Origin of the sequence: Motilimonas eburnea (assembly GCF_021295345.1) — a bacterium.
In the GTDB taxonomy this organism is placed as follows: domain Bacteria; phylum Pseudomonadota; class Gammaproteobacteria; order Enterobacterales; family CBDFNC01; genus Motilimonas; species Motilimonas eburnea.
This window is the reverse complement of sequence record NZ_JAIMJB010000001.1, coordinates 265,831-284,846: the sequence shown is the minus strand read 5'-3', so window position 1 is coordinate 284,846 and position 19,016 is coordinate 265,831. Positions and strand designations below refer to the sequence as shown.

General features: G+C 46.9%; 22 protein-coding genes and 1 riboswitch. Of the genes, 6 read left to right on the top strand and 16 right to left on the bottom strand.

Translation table 11 applies throughout. From position 1 onward, the window contains the following. The first annotated feature begins 66 nt into the window (after positions 1-66). On the top strand, positions 67-1,263 hold the full coding sequence (locus K6Y21_RS01360; protein ID WP_233069811.1) for an ABC transporter substrate-binding protein: 1,197 nt from the start codon (positions 67-69) through the stop codon (positions 1,261-1,263). Between the two features lie 360 nt (positions 1,264-1,623). On the opposite strand, the gene K6Y21_RS01355 is transcribed toward K6Y21_RS01360, so the two are convergent. Continuing rightward, positions 1,624-2,493 carry a flagellar protein MotY gene (locus tag K6Y21_RS01355; RefSeq protein ID WP_233069809.1) on the bottom strand — a complete coding sequence of 290 codons (870 nt, stop codon included), beginning with the start codon at positions 2,491-2,493 and terminating at the stop codon, positions 1,624-1,626. A 163-nt stretch (positions 2,494-2,656) separates the two neighbouring features. Here K6Y21_RS01355 and rnt point away from each other — a divergent pair, with 163 nt between their 5' ends. Then, positions 2,657-3,307 carry a ribonuclease T gene (rnt, locus tag K6Y21_RS01350; protein WP_233069807.1) on the top strand — a complete coding sequence of 217 codons (651 nt, stop codon included), beginning with the start codon at positions 2,657-2,659 and terminating at the stop codon, positions 3,305-3,307. A 262-nt stretch (positions 3,308-3,569) separates the two neighbouring features. Beyond that, positions 3,570-4,892, top strand: coding sequence for a Na+/H+ antiporter family protein (locus K6Y21_RS01345; RefSeq protein ID WP_233069796.1), 1,323 nt, complete (start codon positions 3,570-3,572; stop codon positions 4,890-4,892). Between the two features lie 94 nt (positions 4,893-4,986). Here K6Y21_RS01345 and K6Y21_RS01340 read toward each other — a convergent pair whose 3' ends face one another. Beyond that, positions 4,987-5,334: a Grx4 family monothiol glutaredoxin gene (locus tag K6Y21_RS01340; protein WP_233069794.1), complete on the bottom strand. Its 348-nt coding sequence runs from the start codon at positions 5,332-5,334 to the stop codon at positions 4,987-4,989. Between the two features lie 215 nt (positions 5,335-5,549). Here K6Y21_RS01340 and sodB point away from each other — a divergent pair, with 215 nt between their 5' ends. Both sodB and olsF read left to right on the top strand, forming a co-directional pair. Continuing rightward, the gene (gene sodB / locus K6Y21_RS01335; protein WP_233069792.1) at positions 5,550-6,131 is read left to right on the top strand and encodes a superoxide dismutase [Fe]; all 582 of its coding nucleotides are present in this window, start codon (positions 5,550-5,552) and stop codon (positions 6,129-6,131) included. A gap of 231 nt (positions 6,132-6,362) precedes the next feature. Continuing rightward, a complete protein-coding gene (gene olsF, locus K6Y21_RS01330; protein ID WP_233069791.1) occupies positions 6,363-8,081 on the top strand; it encodes a bifunctional ornithine lipid synthase OlsF in 1,719 nt (572 codons plus the stop codon). A gap of 29 nt (positions 8,082-8,110) precedes the next feature. Here the strand turns inward: olsF and K6Y21_RS01325 are convergent, their stop codons facing one another. The 3 genes from K6Y21_RS01325 to K6Y21_RS01315 all read right to left on the bottom strand — a co-directional run bounded on the left by K6Y21_RS01325 (position 8,111) and on the right by K6Y21_RS01315 (position 9,265). After that, a complete protein-coding gene (locus K6Y21_RS01325) occupies positions 8,111-8,395 on the bottom strand; it encodes an Rdx family protein (RefSeq protein ID WP_233069790.1) in 285 nt (94 codons plus the stop codon). Further along, on the bottom strand, positions 8,392-9,048 hold the full coding sequence (gene folE / locus K6Y21_RS01320; protein ID WP_233069789.1) for a GTP cyclohydrolase I FolE: 657 nt from the start codon (positions 9,046-9,048) through the stop codon (positions 8,392-8,394). The genes K6Y21_RS01325 and folE overlap by 4 nt, the downstream gene beginning before the upstream one ends. A gap of 61 nt (positions 9,049-9,109) precedes the next feature. Next, positions 9,110-9,265 (bottom strand): hypothetical protein, encoded by a 156-nt coding sequence (locus tag K6Y21_RS01315; protein ID WP_233069788.1) that lies wholly within the window; start codon positions 9,263-9,265, stop codon positions 9,110-9,112. Between the two features lie 134 nt (positions 9,266-9,399). On the opposite strand from K6Y21_RS01315, the gene moeA reads away from it, so the two are divergent. Then, entirely contained in the window at positions 9,400-10,644 is a 1,245-nt protein-coding gene (gene moeA, locus K6Y21_RS01310) for a molybdopterin molybdotransferase MoeA (RefSeq protein ID WP_233069787.1), read from the top strand. Between the two features lie 88 nt (positions 10,645-10,732). Here moeA and moaE read toward each other — a convergent pair whose 3' ends face one another. The 11 genes from moaE to moaA all read right to left on the bottom strand — a co-directional run bounded on the left by moaE (position 10,733) and on the right by moaA (position 18,856). After that, positions 10,733-11,176, bottom strand: coding sequence for a molybdopterin synthase catalytic subunit MoaE (gene moaE / locus K6Y21_RS01305; protein WP_233069786.1), 444 nt, complete (start codon positions 11,174-11,176; stop codon positions 10,733-10,735). Next, entirely contained in the window at positions 11,177-11,425 is a 249-nt protein-coding gene (gene moaD, locus K6Y21_RS01300) for a molybdopterin converting factor subunit 1 (protein WP_233069785.1), read from the bottom strand. Beyond that, a complete protein-coding gene (gene moaC, locus K6Y21_RS01295; protein WP_233069784.1) occupies positions 11,418-11,900 on the bottom strand; it encodes a cyclic pyranopterin monophosphate synthase MoaC in 483 nt (160 codons plus the stop codon). The genes moaD and moaC overlap by 8 nt, the downstream gene beginning before the upstream one ends. 3 nt (positions 11,901-11,903) lie before the next feature. After that, positions 11,904-12,416, bottom strand: coding sequence for a molybdenum cofactor biosynthesis protein B (gene moaB, locus K6Y21_RS01290; protein WP_233069783.1), 513 nt, complete (start codon positions 12,414-12,416; stop codon positions 11,904-11,906). Between the two features lie 62 nt (positions 12,417-12,478). Then, on the bottom strand, positions 12,479-13,051 hold the full coding sequence (mobA, locus tag K6Y21_RS01285) for a molybdenum cofactor guanylyltransferase (RefSeq protein ID WP_233069782.1): 573 nt from the start codon (positions 13,049-13,051) through the stop codon (positions 12,479-12,481). Between the two features lie 119 nt (positions 13,052-13,170). Continuing rightward, complete coding sequence (locus tag K6Y21_RS01280; RefSeq protein ID WP_432757971.1) at positions 13,171-13,725, bottom strand: NapC/NirT family cytochrome c; 555 nt, start codon at positions 13,723-13,725, stop codon at positions 13,171-13,173. Positions 13,726-13,792: 67 nt separating this feature from the next. Continuing rightward, positions 13,793-14,272, bottom strand: coding sequence for a nitrate reductase cytochrome c-type subunit (locus K6Y21_RS01275; protein ID WP_233069780.1), 480 nt, complete (start codon positions 14,270-14,272; stop codon positions 13,793-13,795). A gap of 25 nt (positions 14,273-14,297) precedes the next feature. After that, on the bottom strand, positions 14,298-16,790 hold the full coding sequence (gene napA, locus K6Y21_RS01270) for a nitrate reductase catalytic subunit NapA (RefSeq protein ID WP_233070002.1): 2,493 nt from the start codon (positions 16,788-16,790) through the stop codon (positions 14,298-14,300). Then, positions 16,790-17,092, bottom strand: a complete 303-nt coding sequence (locus K6Y21_RS01265) for a chaperone NapD (RefSeq protein WP_233069779.1) — start codon at positions 17,090-17,092, stop codon at positions 16,790-16,792. The genes napA and K6Y21_RS01265 overlap by 1 nt, the downstream gene beginning before the upstream one ends. Positions 17,093-17,172: 80 nt before the next feature. After that, positions 17,173-17,652: a ferredoxin-type protein NapF gene (gene napF, locus K6Y21_RS01260; RefSeq protein WP_233069778.1), complete on the bottom strand. Its 480-nt coding sequence runs from the start codon at positions 17,650-17,652 to the stop codon at positions 17,173-17,175. A gap of 223 nt (positions 17,653-17,875) precedes the next feature. Beyond that, a complete protein-coding gene (gene moaA, locus K6Y21_RS01255; protein ID WP_233069777.1) occupies positions 17,876-18,856 on the bottom strand; it encodes a GTP 3',8-cyclase MoaA in 981 nt (326 codons plus the stop codon). Then, a riboswitch (molybdenum cofactor riboswitch) is annotated at positions 18,844-18,989 on the bottom strand. Its footprint overlaps the gene before it by 13 nt. Positions 18,990-19,016 lie beyond the last annotated feature (27 nt).

Sequence of the window (19,016 nt, the reverse complement as noted above, 5' to 3'; positions counted from 1 at the left end):
TATCAGCAACCAAACTCATTACAGTAACATCAGGCAATGTCCACCCCCTCACTTTAGGAGAACAACATGCGTTATCTCGTCAATCTGGCTTTTTGCCTCTGTCTATTTGGGCTTAACAGCCTTGCCCAAGCCGATACCTGGTCTGAACTAGAGCAACAAGCCAAGGGTAAGACCTTATACTTTTACGCTTGGGGCGGCGCTAAATCCATCAATGATTACATCCAATGGGCATCCGATGAAGCCAAACACCGTTACGACATAGACGTCGTGCATGTCAAAGTAGCCGACACCGGCACCGTGGTGAATCAAGTCTTAGCAGAAAAAACAGCGGGGAATCTAAATCAAGGCAAAGTCGATCTGGTTTGGATCAACGGTGAAAATTTTGCGGCAATGAAACAGCAAGCACTGCTATTTGGCCCTTTCACTGCGCAGTTACCTAATATGAAACTCACCGACGCCACGGAAAAACCCTCTATCGCTGCGGACTTCACCGTGCCAGTTGACGGATTGGAAGCGCCTTGGGGCATGGCGCAATTAGTGTTTATGGCAGACCAACAACGCGTCAAGACTTTTCCTGATTCGATGGCCGCCTTACTCGACTTCTTAACAAACAACCCAGGGCAGTTTAGCTACCCGAAAATACCTGATTTCCATGGTTTAACCTTTGTAAAACAAGCATTAATCGAAACAACTCAAGCCAACCCAGCATTATATCAAGACGTTGAACAGGCTGATTTTGATAAGGTAACAGCGCCCCTTTGGCACTACTTGGATCAACTTCACCCTCTTATGTGGCGCAAAGGTAAGACATTTGTCACCAGCCAAGCGCAATTAAAAGCAAAACTCAATGACGGTGAAATCAGCATAGCCTTTAGCTTTAACCCCAATGATGCCGCCAATAGTATCAGTAATGGCGAGCTACCAGACAGTGTGCGTAGCTATGTTCACCATCAAGGAAGCTTAGGTAATACCCATTTTATAGCGATCCCATTCAACGCCAGTCAAAAAGCAGCCGCACAAGTGTTTGCCAATTTTTTAATGTCGCCCGAAGCACAGGCCCGTAAAGCCGATCCTGGTGTATGGGGAGATCCAACTGTGCTCAGCATGGCGAAGTTAACACCTTCACAGCAAGCCCTGTTTCACCAAGAACAGCGTCATCCGGCCAGTTTACCTGAGCAAGCATTAGGCAGCATATTGCTAGAGCCTCACCCAAGCTGGGTGGCTAAATTAGAGCAAGCTTGGCTCGCTCGCTATGGGCAGTAACGAATAAAAAAAGACCCGCAACAAGCGGGTCAATACGGTTAAAGAATTAGGGCCTGTTGACCTTTCGTGGTTAATTTTTGTTCGAGAGGGGACACCCTGTCTAAAAGCGTTTTGGGCAAGGCGAGCGGTGTGTAGCTTAGCACTCTAAGTAAATACCGCTCAACGACGCGTAGAATGCTTACGCCCGAAGGGCTTTAGCCGAATCCAAAGGACAGCGTTTGTTGGTCATTTCTACTGCGTTAGCGCCTTTTCGCATAGGTAGCTATGCCACAAAGATGCTGCCCACAACGATTGTTTTGTATAAATATCCAACAAATCGCTGCAAAAACAATCTCCAAAGGTACAGGCCCTAGTTAACGGCTATATTTCTTCACGGCCAATCGAGATCACCACGCGACGGTTTTTCGGCCGCTGCGCATCGGAGCGGTTATCGGCGATATGGCGTTTTTCACCGTGCCCCTCTACGGTAAACTTCGCCGGATCAACGCCAAGCTCGGTGAGGTAGGTCTTAACACTGTTGGCGCGCTTTTCGGATAATTGTTGGTTGCCCCAACGGCCGCCATAACTGTCAGAATAGCCATCAATCAAAATGATATTGACCGCTTCGTCATGACGTAAATACTCGCCGATCATTTGCAACCTTTGCTTAGAGTGACGAGTTAATTCGCTGCCATTTTTGACATAATTTAAAATACTGAACGAGATATCGTCGAAACTGTACGGCAATAAACCTGCGACACAATCGGTAAAATCTTGATATTTTTGTCTAAAATTCACCGCAGATAAGGCCACTTGAGTCACCCTGTCACGGTTGTACCAATCTTGGAAAATAAAAGTAGGAAACTGACCATCCTCTAATTCACTGAGCATAGCCCATGCACTTTGGCCATTAATATAGCCGTCAAAACCTTCATGAAATTTTGCTAATGTGATGTCATCGGCGGCGACACCTGGGCGCCAAGAAGGCGGCACGGATCGCAAGGTCACTTGTCGTGTCGCGGGTGTATCGCGACGCCCATCTAAATCAAAGTCCAAGTTGACAGATTTACTGGCGCGAACCGTAAATCTTGCATGCCCAAAACGTGGAATATTATGATCTAACGTACATTCAATTGGGTTCGCCTTGGTCACTTCCCACACGGAGTTGGTTAGATCTGCGGTGTAAATTTTGTTTGATGCCAATGCTGCGGGCGACAACATAAGCAAGAGCAGGGATTTCCAATTCACCATAATTTACTGTCCACTTAATGATGCATTTTGCGACAATATCAAGCCAGTATAGGCCAGCTTAATACTAGTATCGGCGCGATGCGCGCATCCTTTAATATATTTTCCAGCGGTCACACAAAAATTCTGGCATACTTAGCCGCTTTTCCACTAGCTAGCTTTAACTATGACCCAAGATACCAAAATCAGCGAATCACTATTGGCCAAACGCTTTCGAGGCTACTTTCCCGTTGTTATTGATGTTGAAACCGCTGGCTTTAATCCTCGTGGTGATGCGCTATTAGAAATAGCCGCCGTGCTGACGACTATGGATAAAGATGGCTGGCTACTGCCAAGCAAGACACTACACTTTAATGTTGCTCCCTTTGAAGGCGCAAACCTTGAGCCAGCGGCACTTGAATTTAACGGTATTGATCCACACAACCCGCTGCGCGGGGCCGTGAGTGAATATGAAGCATTGCATGAAATATTTAAGGTGATCCGCAAAGAGCAAAAAAACCATGGCTGTAATCGCTCCATTATGGTGGCTCACAATGCCGCATTTGACATGGGGTTTGTTAATGCCGCCATTGAACGTACGGGCCTTAAACGCACCCCTTTCCATCCCTTTGCTAGCTTTGACACCGCCACCTTAGCAGGCTTAACGTTGGGGCAAACTGTGCTCGCCAAAGCGTGTAAAACCGCCAACATCGCCTTTGATAATAAAGCCGCCCATAGCGCTTTATATGACACAGAAAAAACCGCCGAACTATTTTGCTATATGGTCAACAAATGGAAAGCCCTGGGTGGCTGGCCACTGCAAAACAGCCCAGATTAATCTCGGTTGGCGACCCCCAACCAAGACATCATGCCATTTTAGCCACTAAAGGGCCCTAAGTAGGGCTCTACTGAGAACACAGTCCCGAGGCTAAGCACGCAGCAAATCATCTTATAAAAGTATTGAGAACAGTCAAAAACCGCATAATAAATCAAAATATTCGTTTATTTATCTGTTAACATCCTGCAAACCAGATTATAAACAGGAAAGATGGCCAAAGAGCCCTCCCCCTGCATCACACACAACATTTAAAGGACACTTCATGAACTCGGTTGTTATTGCCGTCAGCTTGATGCTGCTGCTTAGTTTATTAAGAATCAACGTGGTCGTTTCATTAACCTTGAGCGCGATCGTCGGAGGCCTGATTGGAGGCTTATCACTCAATGACACCATCGCCGCATTTAATGGTGGCTTAGGAGGCGGAGCCACCATTGCGTTAAGCTATGCCATGCTCGGTGCATTTGCGGTGGCTATCTCACGCTCCGGTATCACCGATTTGTTGGCGCAAAAGGTCATCAACACCTTCGGCGGCACCAGCAACACTAACAATGTGTTTTGGTTCAAAACCATTCTCTTTGCTGCCATCTTATTGGTGTCTGTTAGCTCGCAAAATTTAGTGCCCGTCCATATCGCCTTCATCCCCATTTTGATCCCGCCTTTGCTCCATGTAATGGCGCAATTCAATATCGACAGACGTGCCATTGCATGTGTTATAACCTTAGGTTTAACCGCAACTTATATGCTGCTTCCAGTGGGTTTTGGTGGCATCTTCTTAAACAATATTTTATTGGCAAATTTAACCAACAATGGCTTAGACGCACAAGCGTCAGACCTGCCCCTAGCCATGGCATTGCCTGTGGCAGGCATGGTGTTAGGCTTAATCATTGCGCTCATGTTTAGCTACCGCAAGCCACGCCAGTATTCGCTGGAGAAGATCTTAGCCGTTGAGCCAGAAAATAAGCAGTTCAATCTAACCCACATTGTGGTTGCCTTTATCGCCATTATCGTTGCCCTCGCGTTACAACTTTATGCTGACTCGATTATCTTAGGCGCGTTAGCAGGTTTTACCATCTTTACCCTAGGCGGCGTTATTCGTTTCAAAGAAACCCAAGACGCCTTCACTCAAGGGGTCAGAATGATGGCCATGATAGGTTTCATTATGATAGCCGCCGCGGGATTTGCAGCCGTTTTAAAGGAAACCAATGGCGTGGCTACCTTAGTCAGCTCGTTGGGTGAAATGATTGGTGAAAATAAAGGCTTAGCGGCCATGCTCATGCTGATTGTCGGCTTACTCATCACCATGGGGATCGGCTCTTCGTTTTCAACGATTCCGATTATTGCCACTATTTATGTGCCCCTATGTATGCAGTTTGGCTTCTCGCCAATGGCAACAATGGCATTAGTGGGAACGGCTGCCGCGCTAGGCGATGCCGGCTCGCCTGCATCGGACTCCACCTTAGGACCAACCTCAGGCTTGAACGCCGACGGTCAACACGATCATATCTGGGATACCGTGGTGCCTACCTTTATTCACTACAATATTCCCTTGATCATCTTTGGTTGGGCTGCCGCCATGATACTTTAGACCAATGGGGCGCGAGATAAATAGCGCTTAAAGCAAAGTCGAAATACAAAAAAAGCACCTACAGGTGCTTTTTTTGTAACTGACATAAGATGACTTATTCAGCGTCGGACGACTCAGCACCAGCCGTTTTAGCCGCCGCTTCTTTAATAATCGGTTGCAGTTCACCCTGTTGGAACATTTCAAGGATGATGTCACAACCACCAATCAGCTCACCTTCAACCCATAGCTGAGGAAAAGTAGGCCAATTGGCGTACTTAGGCAATTCTGCACGAATATCTGGGTTTTGTAGAATATCAACGTAAGCAAACTGCTCGCCACATTGCATCAGCGCTTGTGCCGCTTGAGCTGAAAAGCCACAGCTAGGGAATTTAGGCGATCCCTTCATGTATAACAAAATTGTATTTTCACTGATTTGGCTTTTGATCTTATCTAATGTTTCCATTTTTTCCTCACACTGCATGATTTTTTGGCTAGTTTACCTTAAAGGGCGCACACAAAAAAACGTAAAAAATCTAGGGGCTTTTCCCTAGTTTAAAGAAAAGCGTGCTTAGGGTCACGTTGATCTAGATCAATACGAAAAAAAAGGCTAAAGTGTGAACGTCAATTTTAATAACCTCTGATATAAAACAGAGGGATAAATGAGCAATGGAGAATAAAATGGCTTTTGAACTTCCAGCACTTCCTTACGCACAAGATGCATTAGAACCACATATCTCAGCTGAAACCCTTTCTTACCACTACGGTAAACACCATCAAACTTACGTAACTAAACTAAATGGTTTAGTTGAAGGGACAGATCTAGCGAACAAATCACTAGAAGAGATCGTTAAAACTTCTGAAGGTGGCGTATTCAACAACGCAGCTCAAGTTTGGAACCACACTTTCTACTGGAACTGTCTAAGCCCAAATGGTGGTGGTGAGCCAACAGGTGCACTCGCTGACGCCATCAATGCAAGCTTTGGTTCATTTGCTCAATTCCAAGCTGAACTAAACGACAAAGCAGTAAATAACTTTGGCTCATCATGGACTTGGTTAGTGAAGAAAGCTGACGGCAGCCTAGCTATCGTTAACACGTCAAACGCTGCTACGCCATTAACTGACGAGAGCGTTACCCCAATCCTAACTGTGGATCTATGGGAGCACGCATACTACATCGACTACCGTAATGTACGTCCTGACTACCTAAAAGCATTCTGGGCACTGGTAAACTGGGAATTCGCAGCAGCCAATTTCGCTTAAGCTACCTAGCGCCTCAATTTTTAAATCCGATACCCAGCCTTGGCTGGGTATTTTTTTGCCCCTTCCATTTCATCAGCATGCTGTGGCCCCGTCATTAATGTGCCATATTTCTGACAAGCCATTGTCACATCCTCACATTATTTTGAGCTATTGAGCTAACACTTAACTGCCGAAGCTCCTATCACTTTTTGCAGTCGGTCAACGCTCATTAACCCAATAGAAGGATGCCTTATGTTTTCAGTCGATCAAGTGGTCAATCAGCATTTTCCCCAAATCAATAACAAACCTTGGTTACGAAAACCGGTCACCTTCTTTTTACGTCGACTACTTCACGAAAAAGAGTTCATTGAGTTTGGTCAACAATACCCTCACCTAACAGGCTTTGATTTCGTAGAGAAAGTACTTGATTACTTTGACTTTAGTTATCGCACCACAGACAGAGAAATAGCGCGTATTCCCGTTTCGGGCAAGGTGGTTATCGTTGCAAACCACCCGATTGGTTCTCTGGATGGCTTAGCCCTACTGCAATTTATCCACCGTATTCGCCCTGATGTTAAAGTCGTTGCAAATGAACTACTGATGTCTATTGAGCCACTGCGCTCAACCCTGCTTCCCGTCAACAATATGAATGGGATGACAGTAAAAGAAAACCTACAAAATATTCATCAGCACCTGCAGCAAGAAGGCGCATTAATTATTTTTCCCGCTGGTGAAGTTTCCCGCCTGAGACCAACAGGCATCAAAGACATCAAATGGAACAGTGGTTTTTTGAAAATGGCCAGCCGCGCCCATGCCCCTATCCTTCCCATTCACATTCAAGCGCGAAACTCGGCGTTATTTTATGGCACATCGATGCTTTATAAGCCGTTAGCCACCCTGCTATTGGTAAAAGAAATGTTCAAGCAAAATGCCAATACGGTCAAAATGACAGTGGGGAAAATGGTGCCTTATGATAGCTACCAAGGCGACCAAATCGCCACCAGCGCTAAGGTAAAGCTGTTTCAAAAACAAACTTATCGCTTGGCTAAAGGAAAAAATGGGTATTTTCGTACCGAATCGCCTATCGCCCATCCTGAGCCGCGAATTGCCCTTAAGCAAGCCATTGAGCAATGTGAGCGACTCGGCACAACCCCAGATAATAAGCAAATTTACTTATATCAACACCAGCAAAGCTCACCCATTTTACGCGAGCTTGGCCGTTTACGTGAAGTGTCTTTTCGCGCCGTCGGAGAAGGCACTGGCACCAAACGCGACATAGACCATTACGATAGTCACTACTTGCATTTAATTTTATGGGATGCTCAGGAGCTAGAAATAGCAGGGGCATACCGCTTTGCCAAAGCAGATCAAGTCATACAGCAACACGGGGTCGAAGGCATTTACAGTCAGTCATTGTTTCACTATCAAAAGGCCATGCTGCCCTACTTTGAACAAGGCCTCGAGTTAGGCCGCAGCTTTGTTCAACCTAAATATTGGGGCAGACGCAGCCTGGACTATTTATGGCTCGGTATAGGGGCATTTATTGCCAAAAACCCCCAATACCGCTATCTATTTGGCCCTGTCAGCTTAAGTGACAGCTTGCCAAAAAATGCCAAAGATTTATTAATCTACTTTTATCAACTTTACTTCCCCGCAGGTGAAGTGCTCGCCAGCGCGCGAGTCCCGTATCAAGTACCCGAAAATTTACTCACGGATTTGGGGGTTGAATTTGCCGGTGATAATTACAAACAAGACTTCACCACCCTAAAAGCGGTATTGGATAACATGGGGGCCGCTATCCCCACGCTATACAAACAATACAGTGAGGTATGTGAGCCAGATGGGGTTAAGTTTATCGATTTTAGTGTTGACGCCGATTTTAACAATTGTATTGATGGCTTAGTGTTGGTGGATCTCAACCAACTAAAAACCAATAAGCGCCAGCGCTATATCAATGCACATTTGAACTAGATAAAGAGGGTGAAGGCACAGCAACGAGCTTACTTGTCGCTGTGTCCAAGATCACGCTCAGGAAATAACACATCTCGTACCCGCTGCTTTAATACCTTAGCTTCAGGGAACCCCTCGTCCTTCACTCGGCACCAGATCAACTGCTCATTAACGTAAATACGAAATTCGCCTTTGTCTCCCGGTGCGAGTGCGACTTCACCGAGATCGTCAGCGAATGTCGACAGCAACTCTTGCGACAGCCAACTGGCCCTTAATAGCCAGCGGCACAGATTACAATAACGGATCACAATGCGAGGTTTCACTGACTCGCTCATTTTCGGATCCCCATCATAAACTCATGACGCGTTTCTGGTTTGGATTTAAAGTTTCCACCTAAGGCTGTGGTACGAGTATGGCTCGACTCGTCTTGCACACCACGCGCCTTGACACAATAGTGCACCGCATCGATGGTGACCGCGACATTATCCGTTTCCAGTAAAGCTTGCAAAGCGCATAAAATTTGCTGAGTCATGCGCTCTTGAACCTGAGGCCGGCTTGCAAAAAAGCGTACAATACGGTTGATTTTCGATAAACCTATCACCTTGGTTTTAGGAATATAGGCCACGGTGGCACGCCCATCGATAGTCACAAAATGATGCTCACAAGTGCTGGTGAGGGCGATGTCTGACACCTGCACCATTTCATCTACTTTCATCTTGTTTTCAATCACAGTGATCTTTGGGAAACTGCGATAATCAAGACCTGAAAAAATTTCATCTATATACATTTTGGCAATGCGGTGGGGCGTTTCGGCCAAGCTATCATCGCTGAGGTCTAACCCCATTAAATTCATAATGGCGTTAAAATGCTGCTCAATCTGGCGTTTCTTATCGTCATTCGTTAAGCCAGTTTCCACCAAAGGGGTTTCAAGACCTCGGCTAATTAAAGCATCACGTACCACCATTGCGGCATGATTTATAGATGACATTCATTCTTCCTTCACTGAACTAATGCGGCATAAATAGAGGTTTTCAGCACAGATTGCAACTTTAACTTCCAGGTAACTGACTAAAAATGTCCTCAAGTAAGTTATCAAGGTACGCTTGTAAGTCTTGTTTGGATTGCTCATTGGGGGGGATTTCACTGCCATAGCTTGACTCTACCACCTCGTAAGCCTCGGTTTGCTTAGCTGCTTTATGGTCCATAGCACTACCCCTTTGGTAAGTATTTACCTAAGTATAGCGAGACATTTAACATTTTATTGCCTTTGCGCTTATCGCATTAAGACTGGCGGGGCATAATGGTATTTATTATCCAGCCAAAGATAGGAGTGATACGCATGGGATGTTGCGATACACCTGGCTTAAAACCCATTGAATCGGCCTTAGCCGAGATGCTTGACGCCGTCTCGCCTTGTACTCAAGTATTATCGGTGACGTTAGACGATGCCATCGGCTGTACCTTGGCCGAGCCCATTCACTCACCCATGTCGGTGCCACCTTTTAATAACTCAGCGATGGATGGCTATGCTTTTCGCCAACAAGACTGCGCCGAAGGTGCAGCCTTGCCCCTTGTTGGTAAAGCCTTCGCGGGGGCCCCTTTTGAAGGCCCCCTTCCCCGAGGTGCGTGTGTACGTATTATGACGGGCGCCCCCATCCCACAAGGTGCTGACACGGTTGAAATGCAAGAAAACACCCACGTAGAGCAAACCGACCAAGGGCAATGCATCACTTTCTTAAAAGCCACTCGCGAGGGTCAAAATGTACGCTTGGCAGGTGAAGATATCAGCCAAGGCCAACGCTTGTTTGACAGCGGACACATACTGCGCGGCCGTGATATTCCATTGCTGGCTTCATTAGGGATAGCTCAACTTAACGTGTTTGCGCCATTAAAGGTGGCTATATTTTCAACCGGGGATGAATTGCAGCACCTTGGCACTCCTCTTGGCCCTGGGCAAATCTACGATAGCAATCGCTATTGCTTGCGTGCGATTTTGAGCCGATTAAATGTCGAGGTCATCGATTTTGGGGTGATTGCCGACGATCCCGCGCAATTGACTCAGACATTTTTACAAGCTGACCAACAAGCCGACGTCGTCATCACCAGCGGCGGTGTCTCCGTCGGTGAAGCAGACTATACCAAAGAGATACTTGAGCAAATCGGTGAGATTGGCTTTTGGAAACTGGCCATCAAACCGGGTAAACCCTTTGCCTTTGGTAAACTCGCTAACAGCGTCTTTTTTGGGCTGCCCGGTAACCCCGTTTCAGCCTTAGTCACCTTAAACCAACTGGCCATTCCCGTGATGCTAAAGATGGCCGGCGCCTGCGCTTTAAAACCGACGCGTTTAACCGCAAGTGTGTGCCACCCCCTGCGCAAAACGCCTGGAAGAACCGATTTTCAGCGCGGCATTTACTATGTAAACTCCGCCGGGGAAATTGAAGTCACGAGTACAGGAAGCCAAGGCTCTGGCGTGTTTAGCGCCATGAGTAAAGCCAATTGCTTTATTATTTTAGAGCAGGACAGAGGCAATGTTGCCGCTGACGAAAAAGTCACCATCGAGTTATTTGCTGATTACTTAAACTAAGTGACCAAGTAACTTCTTGGATGAGGGATGAACGATGGGGCCCAAGGCACACTAATGCGTGCACTTGGCGCTATCACCCTCGCTTGCACTAGCGCCAACGTTTAGCCGCTTGCAGATCTTTTTCATTGGCGTCGAGCCAAGTCTCACCTGAGTCCGTATGCTCTTTTTTCCAAAACGGCGCCTCGGTTTTCAGGTGATCCATAATGAACTCACACGCGGCAAAGGCATCGCCACGATGACGACTGCTAACGCCAACAAACACGATTTGCTGATTGACGGTTAAGGTGCCCACTCGGTGGATCAAGCTTACATCAATCAGCTGCCAGCGTTGTTTAGCCTGTTGCACAATACGGCGTAAACTTTTCTCTGTCATTTCGGGGTAATGCTCTAAGTGCAACGCCGTCACGGTTTGCGCTAAATTTAAATCACGCACAAGGCCAACAAAGGTAACGATGGCACCTGCTTCAGATTTAGCCGCTAATCGATGGTACTCATGATTAACATCGAAATCCTCTGTTTGCACCTTAATCATTTAGCCTCCCGTCACCGGCGGAAATAGAGCCAGTTCATCGCCTGAGCTCACCTCACTGTCGAGCTTGGCCATTTCATGGTTAATCGCCACCAGCAGTTGAGTGGATACCAACTCACTTTGCCACTGCGGGTAACGCTGATGTAATGTATCTAACACATCTGTCACCGTGCTAATGCCTGTGCTTTCAAGCTCAATAGCTTGCGTGCCTAAACTCTCTCTTAGCTTAGCGAAGAACACAACTTTAATCATAACATCCCTTAAAGTGGCCGGACTTTCCACCCATCTTTTCCAACAATCGAGTTTGGCTGATCACCATGTCTTTTTGCACCGCTTTGCACATATCATAGATGGTTAATGCCGCGATGGATGCCGCCGTTAACGCTTCCATTTCAACCCCTGTTTTACCAGACAATTTACACAAAGCTTGGATTCGAACCCGACTGTGCTCAGGCTCAGGGGCGATATCGACTGTCACTTTCGTGAGCGCTAAGGGATGACAAAGCGGGATCAAGTCGGCCGTTTTTTTGGCCGCCATAATGCCCGCAATTCTGGCCGTCGCAAACACATCTCCCTTGTGGTGTTGACCAGATAAAATCAAATCAAGGGTTTGACTCGACATTGAGATAAAGCTTTCAGCAATCGCGACCCGCTCAGTGCTCCCTTTATCACTGACATCGACCATGTGGGCATCGCCCTGTTGATTAATATGGCTAAACTCACTCATGGATTAAACACCGATATGAGGCATAAAGTTACACGGCTTAGAGCGTGAGTCTAGCTGGGCTTGCAAAATTTTGGTCCAGGCCGTTTTACACGCATTGGTTGAGCCCGGCATACAAAAAATCACGGTGCGATTTGCAAAACCGCCTAATGCACGACTTTGAATGGTCGACGTGCCTATCTCTTCATAAGAGACGTGACGAAATAGTTCGCCAAACCCTTCTATTTGCTTATCAAACAAAATAGACACGGCTTCCGGTGTGGTATCTCGCGCAGTAAATCCAGTCCCTCCAGTGATTAAAATAACATTAATGGCTTCATCGGCAATCCAATCGGATACCACAGCACGGATCTTATACTTGTCATCAATCACGATTTCTTTGGCCATAAGGTTATGACCCGCTGATTTAAGGGCATCCACTAAGTAAGCGCCAGAGGTATCATTGTCTTCGGTACGCGTATCCGATACCGTTAATACCGCCATATTGGCTGGCTCAAATTGTTTTTCTACGTGTCCCATAAGGCTTCCTTCTTCGCGGCTTTACTATTCACTTAAAAATATCATAACACAATGATAATAGATTACTTTTCTGCTGTCATCGCAAGCCACTGAGCCGGCGTGTTGGCATTCATTAAACGCACTTTTTGTTCCCTGTCGGGCACTATCTCTTGTATGTCAATCTGCTTCAGCAGCGTGCGCAATGAGCGCAGCTGTGCATTAGGGTTGGCCAGCACTTGCTTGAGTGTGTGCTCAAGGCTGGGGGTGATGGCCAGCAGTAACGGAAATAAAGCCCCTTGATAATACCCGCCTAGCTCATTACTTTCGGTCAACAGTCGGTCTATGTCCTGCGGCGTAAGTAGCGGCATATCGACCGGCACCACCAGCAAAGCGCGGCATCGAACAGCCGCGTGCGCTAATGCCGTGGCTATCCCGCCAAGGGGTCCAATACCTGACTCAATATCTCGTAAATGGGGGTATTCGAGATAGTGACCACTAACTTTTAACTCGCCCAATTGCATCTGAGTCAATAAGTTAAAGCAATGGGCTAACTGAGTTTTCCCCCCTCTTGGCAGTAGGGCTTTATCTCTGCCCATACGAGATGATTTACCGCCTGCTAAGATCACCGCGCTTATTTCATTCGTTGCCCAAGACATCTTGCTCTCATTCGTTTTGTTAGCCACAAAAAAAGCGGCGCTGGCCGCTTATTCAATAACAACATATTTGATAACGCAGCATAGCTTATTACGTGTATCGCTGCGTTATCAATATGCGATTACCACCCCTCAACGCCTTGCATATCGGGTAGTTTATGTGCAATACCTTTGTGACAATCGATGCAGGTTTTATCACCACTGGCGAGTGCCGTTGAGTGCATACTTACGCTGCGAGGCCCCTGTTCAGAAAAGTCCATAAAGGCAAACTCATGACAATTTCGACATTCCTGAGAGTTATTCTTCTTCATACGCGCCCATTCACGATCCGCTAAATGACGACGACGTTCATAGAATTTCTCAGGCGTATCTATGGTGCCCATGGCAAAAGCTACCAGCTCTTTACTTGCCTGCACCTTACGGATCATTTTATCGGTCCAATTATGAGGCACATGACAGTCGGAACAAATAGCTCTCACCCCTGAGCGGTTTGAATAGTGTATCGTTTCTTGAATTTCTTCAACAATAGGAGCGTGGCAACCTGAACAAAAAGCCTCCGTGTTGGTGGCTTCCATCCCGGTGTTAAATCCACCCCAAAAGATGATACCGCCAAAAAAGCCCAGAAAGAGAATAAATCCCAGTGACGCCGAACTCGGTGAGCGCATGATTAACCACATCTGCTTCAACCAAGCGATTAATTTTTTAAACATATTCCCCCCTTAAATAAGGTGATGATAGTGATCGCTAATTAAGGGCATCAACAGGTTTAAACTCATTTTCCACCAAGGGCGCGGCATCGGCTTGCGGTACATGGCATTGCAAGCAGAAGTAACGTCTTGGAGAAACATCCGACAGGGTCATCCCTTCTCGGGTTTCAAAATGCGTGGGGCTGATCTTCGTCGCTCCCGATTCGCGCGCATTTTTCCAACTGTGGCAGGACAAGCACTTGTTTGCATTCAGGTCCACCTCATAATGGCGTATGTTATGAGGGATCATAGGCGGCTGATGCACGTATTGGCGCTCAATAGGCCCGCGATCCGCAATCACCTTTTTCAACGCCTCGGGTTGTTGCTGAGTGTTCAACTCAACATTCCCGCGCAGAGAGGCCACACCACCATTGTTAATTTCAGCGTCAGGTTTGCTCTCGGGCGTGCCCAGCGCAGAGGTGCTTAAAAAAGCACTAGTACAAGCGAATAAAACCGCTGCAACTATTTGTTTTTTCATTCTCGATTCTCCACCGTTAGACAGCCTAGGCTTTAACAATTTTCACTGCGCACTTTTTAAAGTCGGTTTCTTTAGACAAGGGATCCGTGGCATCTAACGTCAACTTGTTGGTTAACTGCTTAGCATCAAACCAAGGCATAAAGACCAAGCCTTCAGGTGGGCGATTTCGGCCGCGCGTTTCCACCCGAGAGCGCAGCTCTCCTCGCCGGCTTGACATGACTATCTCATCACCACGGCGCAGGCCTCGTTTCTTGGCGTCGTTTGGATGCATAAACACCACGGCATCAGGAAAAGCTTTATAGAGCTCTGGCACCCTTCTGGTCATCGTTCCTGAATGCCAATGTTCTAGTACTCGACCCGTGCTTAACCATAAATCGTACTCGGCATCGGGTGCTTCGGCTGCTGGCTCATAAGGCGTCGCGATGATGAAAGCACGACCATCAGGCTTGCCGTAAAAATCAACCCCTTTGCCTGGTTTCACATAAGGATCGTGACCTTCGCGGTAGCGCCATAAGGTTTCTTTGCCGTCAACCACGGGCCACCGCAAACCATGTACTTGATGATAAACATCAAAAGGCGCTAAATCATGGCCATGGCCACGACCAAACTGGGCGTATTCTTCAAATAACCCTTTTTGCACATAAAAACCGAAATGACGCGCTTCATCGTTTAACTGCGATTCTTTGACTTCGTCTAAGCTGTAGGCATCCACATTGCCGTTGCGATAAAGCACATCAAATAAGGTCTTACCTTTAACTTCAGGTTGTTTATCGATTAACTCTTGAGGCCACACTTCTTCCACTTTGAAGCGTTTCGAAAACTCCATTAATTGCCACAAGTCGGATTTCGCTTGACCCGGCGCTGACACTTGTTGGTGCCAAAATTGGGTGCGACGCTCGGCGTTGCCATATGCGCCTTCTTTTTCAACCCACATGGCCGTCGGTAAAATCAAATCGGCGGCTTGTGCGGTGACTGTTGGGTAAGGATCACTACAAACAATAAAGTTGGCTGGGTTACGATAGCCCGGCAAGCTCTCTTCATTGATATTTGGCGCAGCTTGCATGTTGTTGTTACACATCACCCAATAAGCATTGAGTTTGCCATCTTTAAGCATGCGATTTTGTAACACAGCATGATAACCCGGCTTAGGTGGAATAGTGCCTTCCGGTAGTTTCCAGATTTTTTCCGCTTTTGCTCGGTGCTTAGGATTCATCACCACATAATCAGCCGGTAAACGGTGAGCAAACGTCCCTACTTCACGTGCGGTACCGCAAGCTGATGGCTGACCCGTTAACGAGAACGGACTGTTGCCGGGCTCAGAAATTTTACCCGTCAAAAGGTGGATATTGTAAACCGAGTTATTAGCCCAAACGCCGCGCGTATGTTGGTTGAAACCCATGGTCCAAAACGAAGTCACTTTTTGCTTAGGATCGGCATAAGACTCTGCCAATGCCTGCAACTTCTCGGCGGGTACGCCGGATAGCTCAACGGTTTTTTCAAGGGTGTAATCAGACAAGAAGGCTTTGTATTCCTCAAATGTCATGTCCGTCATGTCACCGCTATCTGGATTTGTTGCCGCTTTTTGCAATGGATGCTCAGGGCGAAGGCCATAACCTATGTCGGTAGCGCCGCGCTTAAATACCGTATGCTTATTAACAAAGTCCCAGTTGACCTTGTCATTTTCAATAATGTAATGAGCGATGTAGTTCAAAATCGCTAAGTCTGATTGTGGCGTAAAAACAATGCCATTATCAGCCAGTTCAAAGCTACGATGTTCAAAGGTAGACAACACGTGAACTTTAACATGAGGGTTTGATAAACGGCGATCTGTGAGGCGTGACCAAAGAATGGGGTGCATCTCCGCCATGTTTGAGCCCCACAGCACAAAGGCGTCTGCTGCTTCGATATCATCATAACAGCCCATGGGCTCATCAATACCGAAAGCGCGCATAAAACCAACCACGGCTGACGCCATACAGTGACGAGCATTGGGGTCGATATTGTTAGATAAAAAGCCGGCTTTCATTAATTTGGCTGCGGCATAGCCTTCCCATACCGTCCACTGACCCGAGCCAAACATGCCCACCGACGTCGGACCTTTGTCTCTCAAGGCTTGCTTAAACTTGTCTGCCATCACATCAAAGGCTTGATCCCAGCTCACAGGCGTGAAGTCACCTTCTTTATGGTATTGACCGTCTTTCATCCGCAATAAAGGGGTTTGCAGACGGTCTTTTCCGTACATGATTTTCGATAGGAAATAGCCTTTTATACAATTTAAGCCTTTATTCACTTCAGAATCAGGGTCACCTTGGGTCGCGACCACTCGGCCGTCTTGGGTACCCACCATCACACTACAGCCCGTTCCGCAAAAACGGCACGGCGCTTTTTCCCATTTGATTTTAGTTACATCTTTACTGGCAATTAGATTGCTTGCCGAAGCGGGTAATGCAATGCCTGCGACTGCTGCTGCAGAAGCGGCGGCATTCGCTTTGACAAACGCGCGTCGAGTCAGTTTCATCATTGGTTATCCTCACATTGCACACAGTGCGCTTCGGTTGACACATCAGTTGTGTCAGCCAGCTCTTCGAATTGGTGATAGACCAGCGCGGTATTAATCACACCTTCGATATTATTAAGGGTTTCAACAGTGGCAAGAATATGACTTTTGCCACTGCTTTCGATGACCACCACCAACTTACCACCCTCTCGAGCATAGATTTCTGCCTCGGCTAGCTGCCCTATTGCCTGCGCCACATCAGCCTCACGCTCCGGCGCACAATAAACCACTAGACTCGAGATATGGCATTCTTTTGGTTGCATCACTGACCCATTTTTTCGTATTGATTAAACATAGTTGCTATTTACCATTATGGTCACCATTATGCTCCCCATTATGGTCATCATTCTGGGGGATTAAGTGCAATAGCATCCACCGGGCACACCGATAGACACGCGCCGCATCCAGTGCAATCGGCCAAGGAGATTAACGGCGTTGAACTTATTCCAGGCTTAAATGAGATCGCTTGGGTTTCACATTGCTCACCACAGCTGCGGCAGTAGACATCTTGATTGGCTAAACAGCTTTCTTTTATTTGTGCTTTTAGTTGCCATGGCTCGGACTGTGAAAGATCAAATAATGGCTCAGGACAGACGGTGGCGCATTGTTTGCAAAAACTGCACTCTCCCTCACCTTGATTAAAATCTAAGGAGGGGAAACCACCATCCCCTTTGACGATGATCTGCGTTTCGCAAGCCGAGATACATTCACCGCAACGACTACAGCCATCGGTAAAACTCACCGATTGATCACGCCAAGGCAACGCCACCAGCGCAATGGCTTGTTCACGGCTAAATAAACGTCTTTTCGTTAAATCTGCCACATCGCCTCTCAAGCTTATCTGCCTTTGATTTTTTACTGGTTAAATCTTAAAGCTCAATGAATAAATTGAATGAGTGGATCCAGAGAACAAATAAAATCAAAGTAAATCATATCTAATTTACTTTAATCACATACCAGTAATAGGGATATACCTATCAGGGGGTAATAGAGGGTTAAATTGAGTTAGATCAAGACCAAGAGGATGCCTTGATCACACTTTAGGCCTAACCACCAACAGAAGCGAGGTGTTGGGTTCCACCGACGTCGCCTTGAGCGAGGTGATGACTTGGCCCTTTAGTCGCCAATGCGGTCAATAGCGCTTGCTGCAACTCAGGTTGCTGGTGTGAGTGTTGTAGCAAAGGCCGCAATTCTGAGCCCTGCTCACCAAATAAACACAAGTGCAAACGGCCCAATGCCGATACCCTTAGCCGATTACAGCTGTCACAAAAGTGAGACTCATAAGGCATAATCAACCCAATTTCACCTTGATAATCAGGATGGCAAAACACGCGCGCAGGCCCATCGGTAGGTTGACGAACCTTTTCAATCCAGCCTTGCTCCAATAACTGTGCCATGATAGTTGCACCACTGACATGATGAGCATGGAACAGGGCCGGATTATCACCGGTTTGCATCAGCTCAATAAATCGTAATTGAATATTTCTCGGTTTGATCCAAGCCAAAAACGCGCCTAATTCATGGCTGTTTAAGCCCTTCATTAACACCGTATTCACTTTAACTTGCTCAAATCCCGCATCAAACGCAGCGTCAATGCCCGACATCACTTTATGCAATAAGTTTTCACCTGTGATCTGATGGAACATCTTCGCGTCTAGGCTATCCATGCTCACATTAATGGCATCAAGACCCGATCTGCGCCAGTCAGCGACATCGCGCGCCATCCGATAACCATTGGTGGTCATGGCCACTTTTGCGATGCCAGGGGTAGTTTTAACGGTTTCGAGAATGTCACATAAATCGCGTCGCAGTGACGGCTCCCCCCCCGTAATGCGCACTTTTTGGGTTCCCATAGTGGCAAACCCCGCAACAAGGTGGCGTATTTCAGGCAAGGTTAAAAATGCCTTTTTATGTTGACGGTGGTAACCATCAGGCAAGCAATAAGTGCATTTAAAATTACACACATCAGTAATAGACAGACGCAAGTACTCAAACTTACGCTGATATTGATCAACCAGTTGGGGCATAAACACCTTTCCAAATCGGGAGGCTAAATCATTTCTGAAATAACCCTTCTCAGCGTTCGATAAAAGAGCACTGAAGCGGTCACACCGTCATATCTTCGACTTAGACAAATGAGACTCGGAGTTCATCGTTTCTTTTGGTATAACAGATATCCGAGATAGT

Excerpts from the sequence above, each read along its gene's own strand:
- moaB (WP_233069783.1), bottom strand. The coding sequence starts at position 12,416 with ATGGGACACGTAGAAAAACAATTTGAGCCAGCCAATATGGCGGTATTA.
- K6Y21_RS01345 (WP_233069796.1), top strand. The coding sequence starts at position 3,570 with ATGAACTCGGTTGTTATTGCCGTCAGCTTGATGCTGCTGCTTAGTTTA.
- moaA (WP_233069777.1), bottom strand. The coding sequence starts at position 18,856 with ATGCCCCAACTGGTTGATCAATATCAGCGTAAGTTTGAGTACTTGCGT.
- K6Y21_RS01325 (WP_233069790.1), bottom strand. The coding sequence starts at position 8,395 with ATGAGCGAGTCAGTGAAACCTCGCATTGTGATCCGTTATTGTAATCTG.
- sodB (WP_233069792.1), top strand. The coding sequence starts at position 5,550 with ATGGCTTTTGAACTTCCAGCACTTCCTTACGCACAAGATGCATTAGAA.
- moaD (WP_233069785.1), bottom strand. The coding sequence starts at position 11,425 with ATGATTAAAGTTGTGTTCTTCGCTAAGCTAAGAGAGAGTTTAGGCACG.
- K6Y21_RS01355 (WP_233069809.1), bottom strand. The coding sequence starts at position 2,493 with ATGGTGAATTGGAAATCCCTGCTCTTGCTTATGTTGTCGCCCGCAGCA.
- K6Y21_RS01275 (WP_233069780.1), bottom strand. The coding sequence starts at position 14,272 with ATGAAAAAACAAATAGTTGCAGCGGTTTTATTCGCTTGTACTAGTGCT.
- moaC (WP_233069784.1), bottom strand. The coding sequence starts at position 11,900 with ATGAGTGAGTTTAGCCATATTAATCAACAGGGCGATGCCCACATGGTC.
- moaE (WP_233069786.1), bottom strand. The coding sequence starts at position 11,176 with ATGATTAAGGTGCAAACAGAGGATTTCGATGTTAATCATGAGTACCAT.
- folE (WP_233069789.1), bottom strand. The coding sequence starts at position 9,048 with ATGTCATCTATAAATCATGCCGCAATGGTGGTACGTGATGCTTTAATT.
- K6Y21_RS01315 (WP_233069788.1), bottom strand. The coding sequence starts at position 9,265 with ATGGACCATAAAGCAGCTAAGCAAACCGAGGCTTACGAGGTGGTAGAG.
- napA (WP_233070002.1), bottom strand. The coding sequence starts at position 16,790 with ATGAAACTGACTCGACGCGCGTTTGTCAAAGCGAATGCCGCCGCTTCT.
- K6Y21_RS01280 (WP_432757971.1), bottom strand. The coding sequence starts at position 13,725 with ATGTGGTTAATCATGCGCTCACCGAGTTCGGCGTCACTGGGATTTATT.
- K6Y21_RS01265 (WP_233069779.1), bottom strand. The coding sequence starts at position 17,092 with ATGCAACCAAAAGAATGCCATATCTCGAGTCTAGTGGTTTATTGTGCG.
- K6Y21_RS01360 (WP_233069811.1), top strand. The coding sequence starts at position 67 with ATGCGTTATCTCGTCAATCTGGCTTTTTGCCTCTGTCTATTTGGGCTT.
- K6Y21_RS01340 (WP_233069794.1), bottom strand. The coding sequence starts at position 5,334 with ATGGAAACATTAGATAAGATCAAAAGCCAAATCAGTGAAAATACAATT.
- rnt (WP_233069807.1), top strand. The coding sequence starts at position 2,657 with ATGACCCAAGATACCAAAATCAGCGAATCACTATTGGCCAAACGCTTT.
- moeA (WP_233069787.1), top strand. The coding sequence starts at position 9,400 with ATGGGATGTTGCGATACACCTGGCTTAAAACCCATTGAATCGGCCTTA.
- olsF (WP_233069791.1), top strand. The coding sequence starts at position 6,363 with ATGTTTTCAGTCGATCAAGTGGTCAATCAGCATTTTCCCCAAATCAAT.
- mobA (WP_233069782.1), bottom strand. The coding sequence starts at position 13,051 with ATGTCTTGGGCAACGAATGAAATAAGCGCGGTGATCTTAGCAGGCGGT.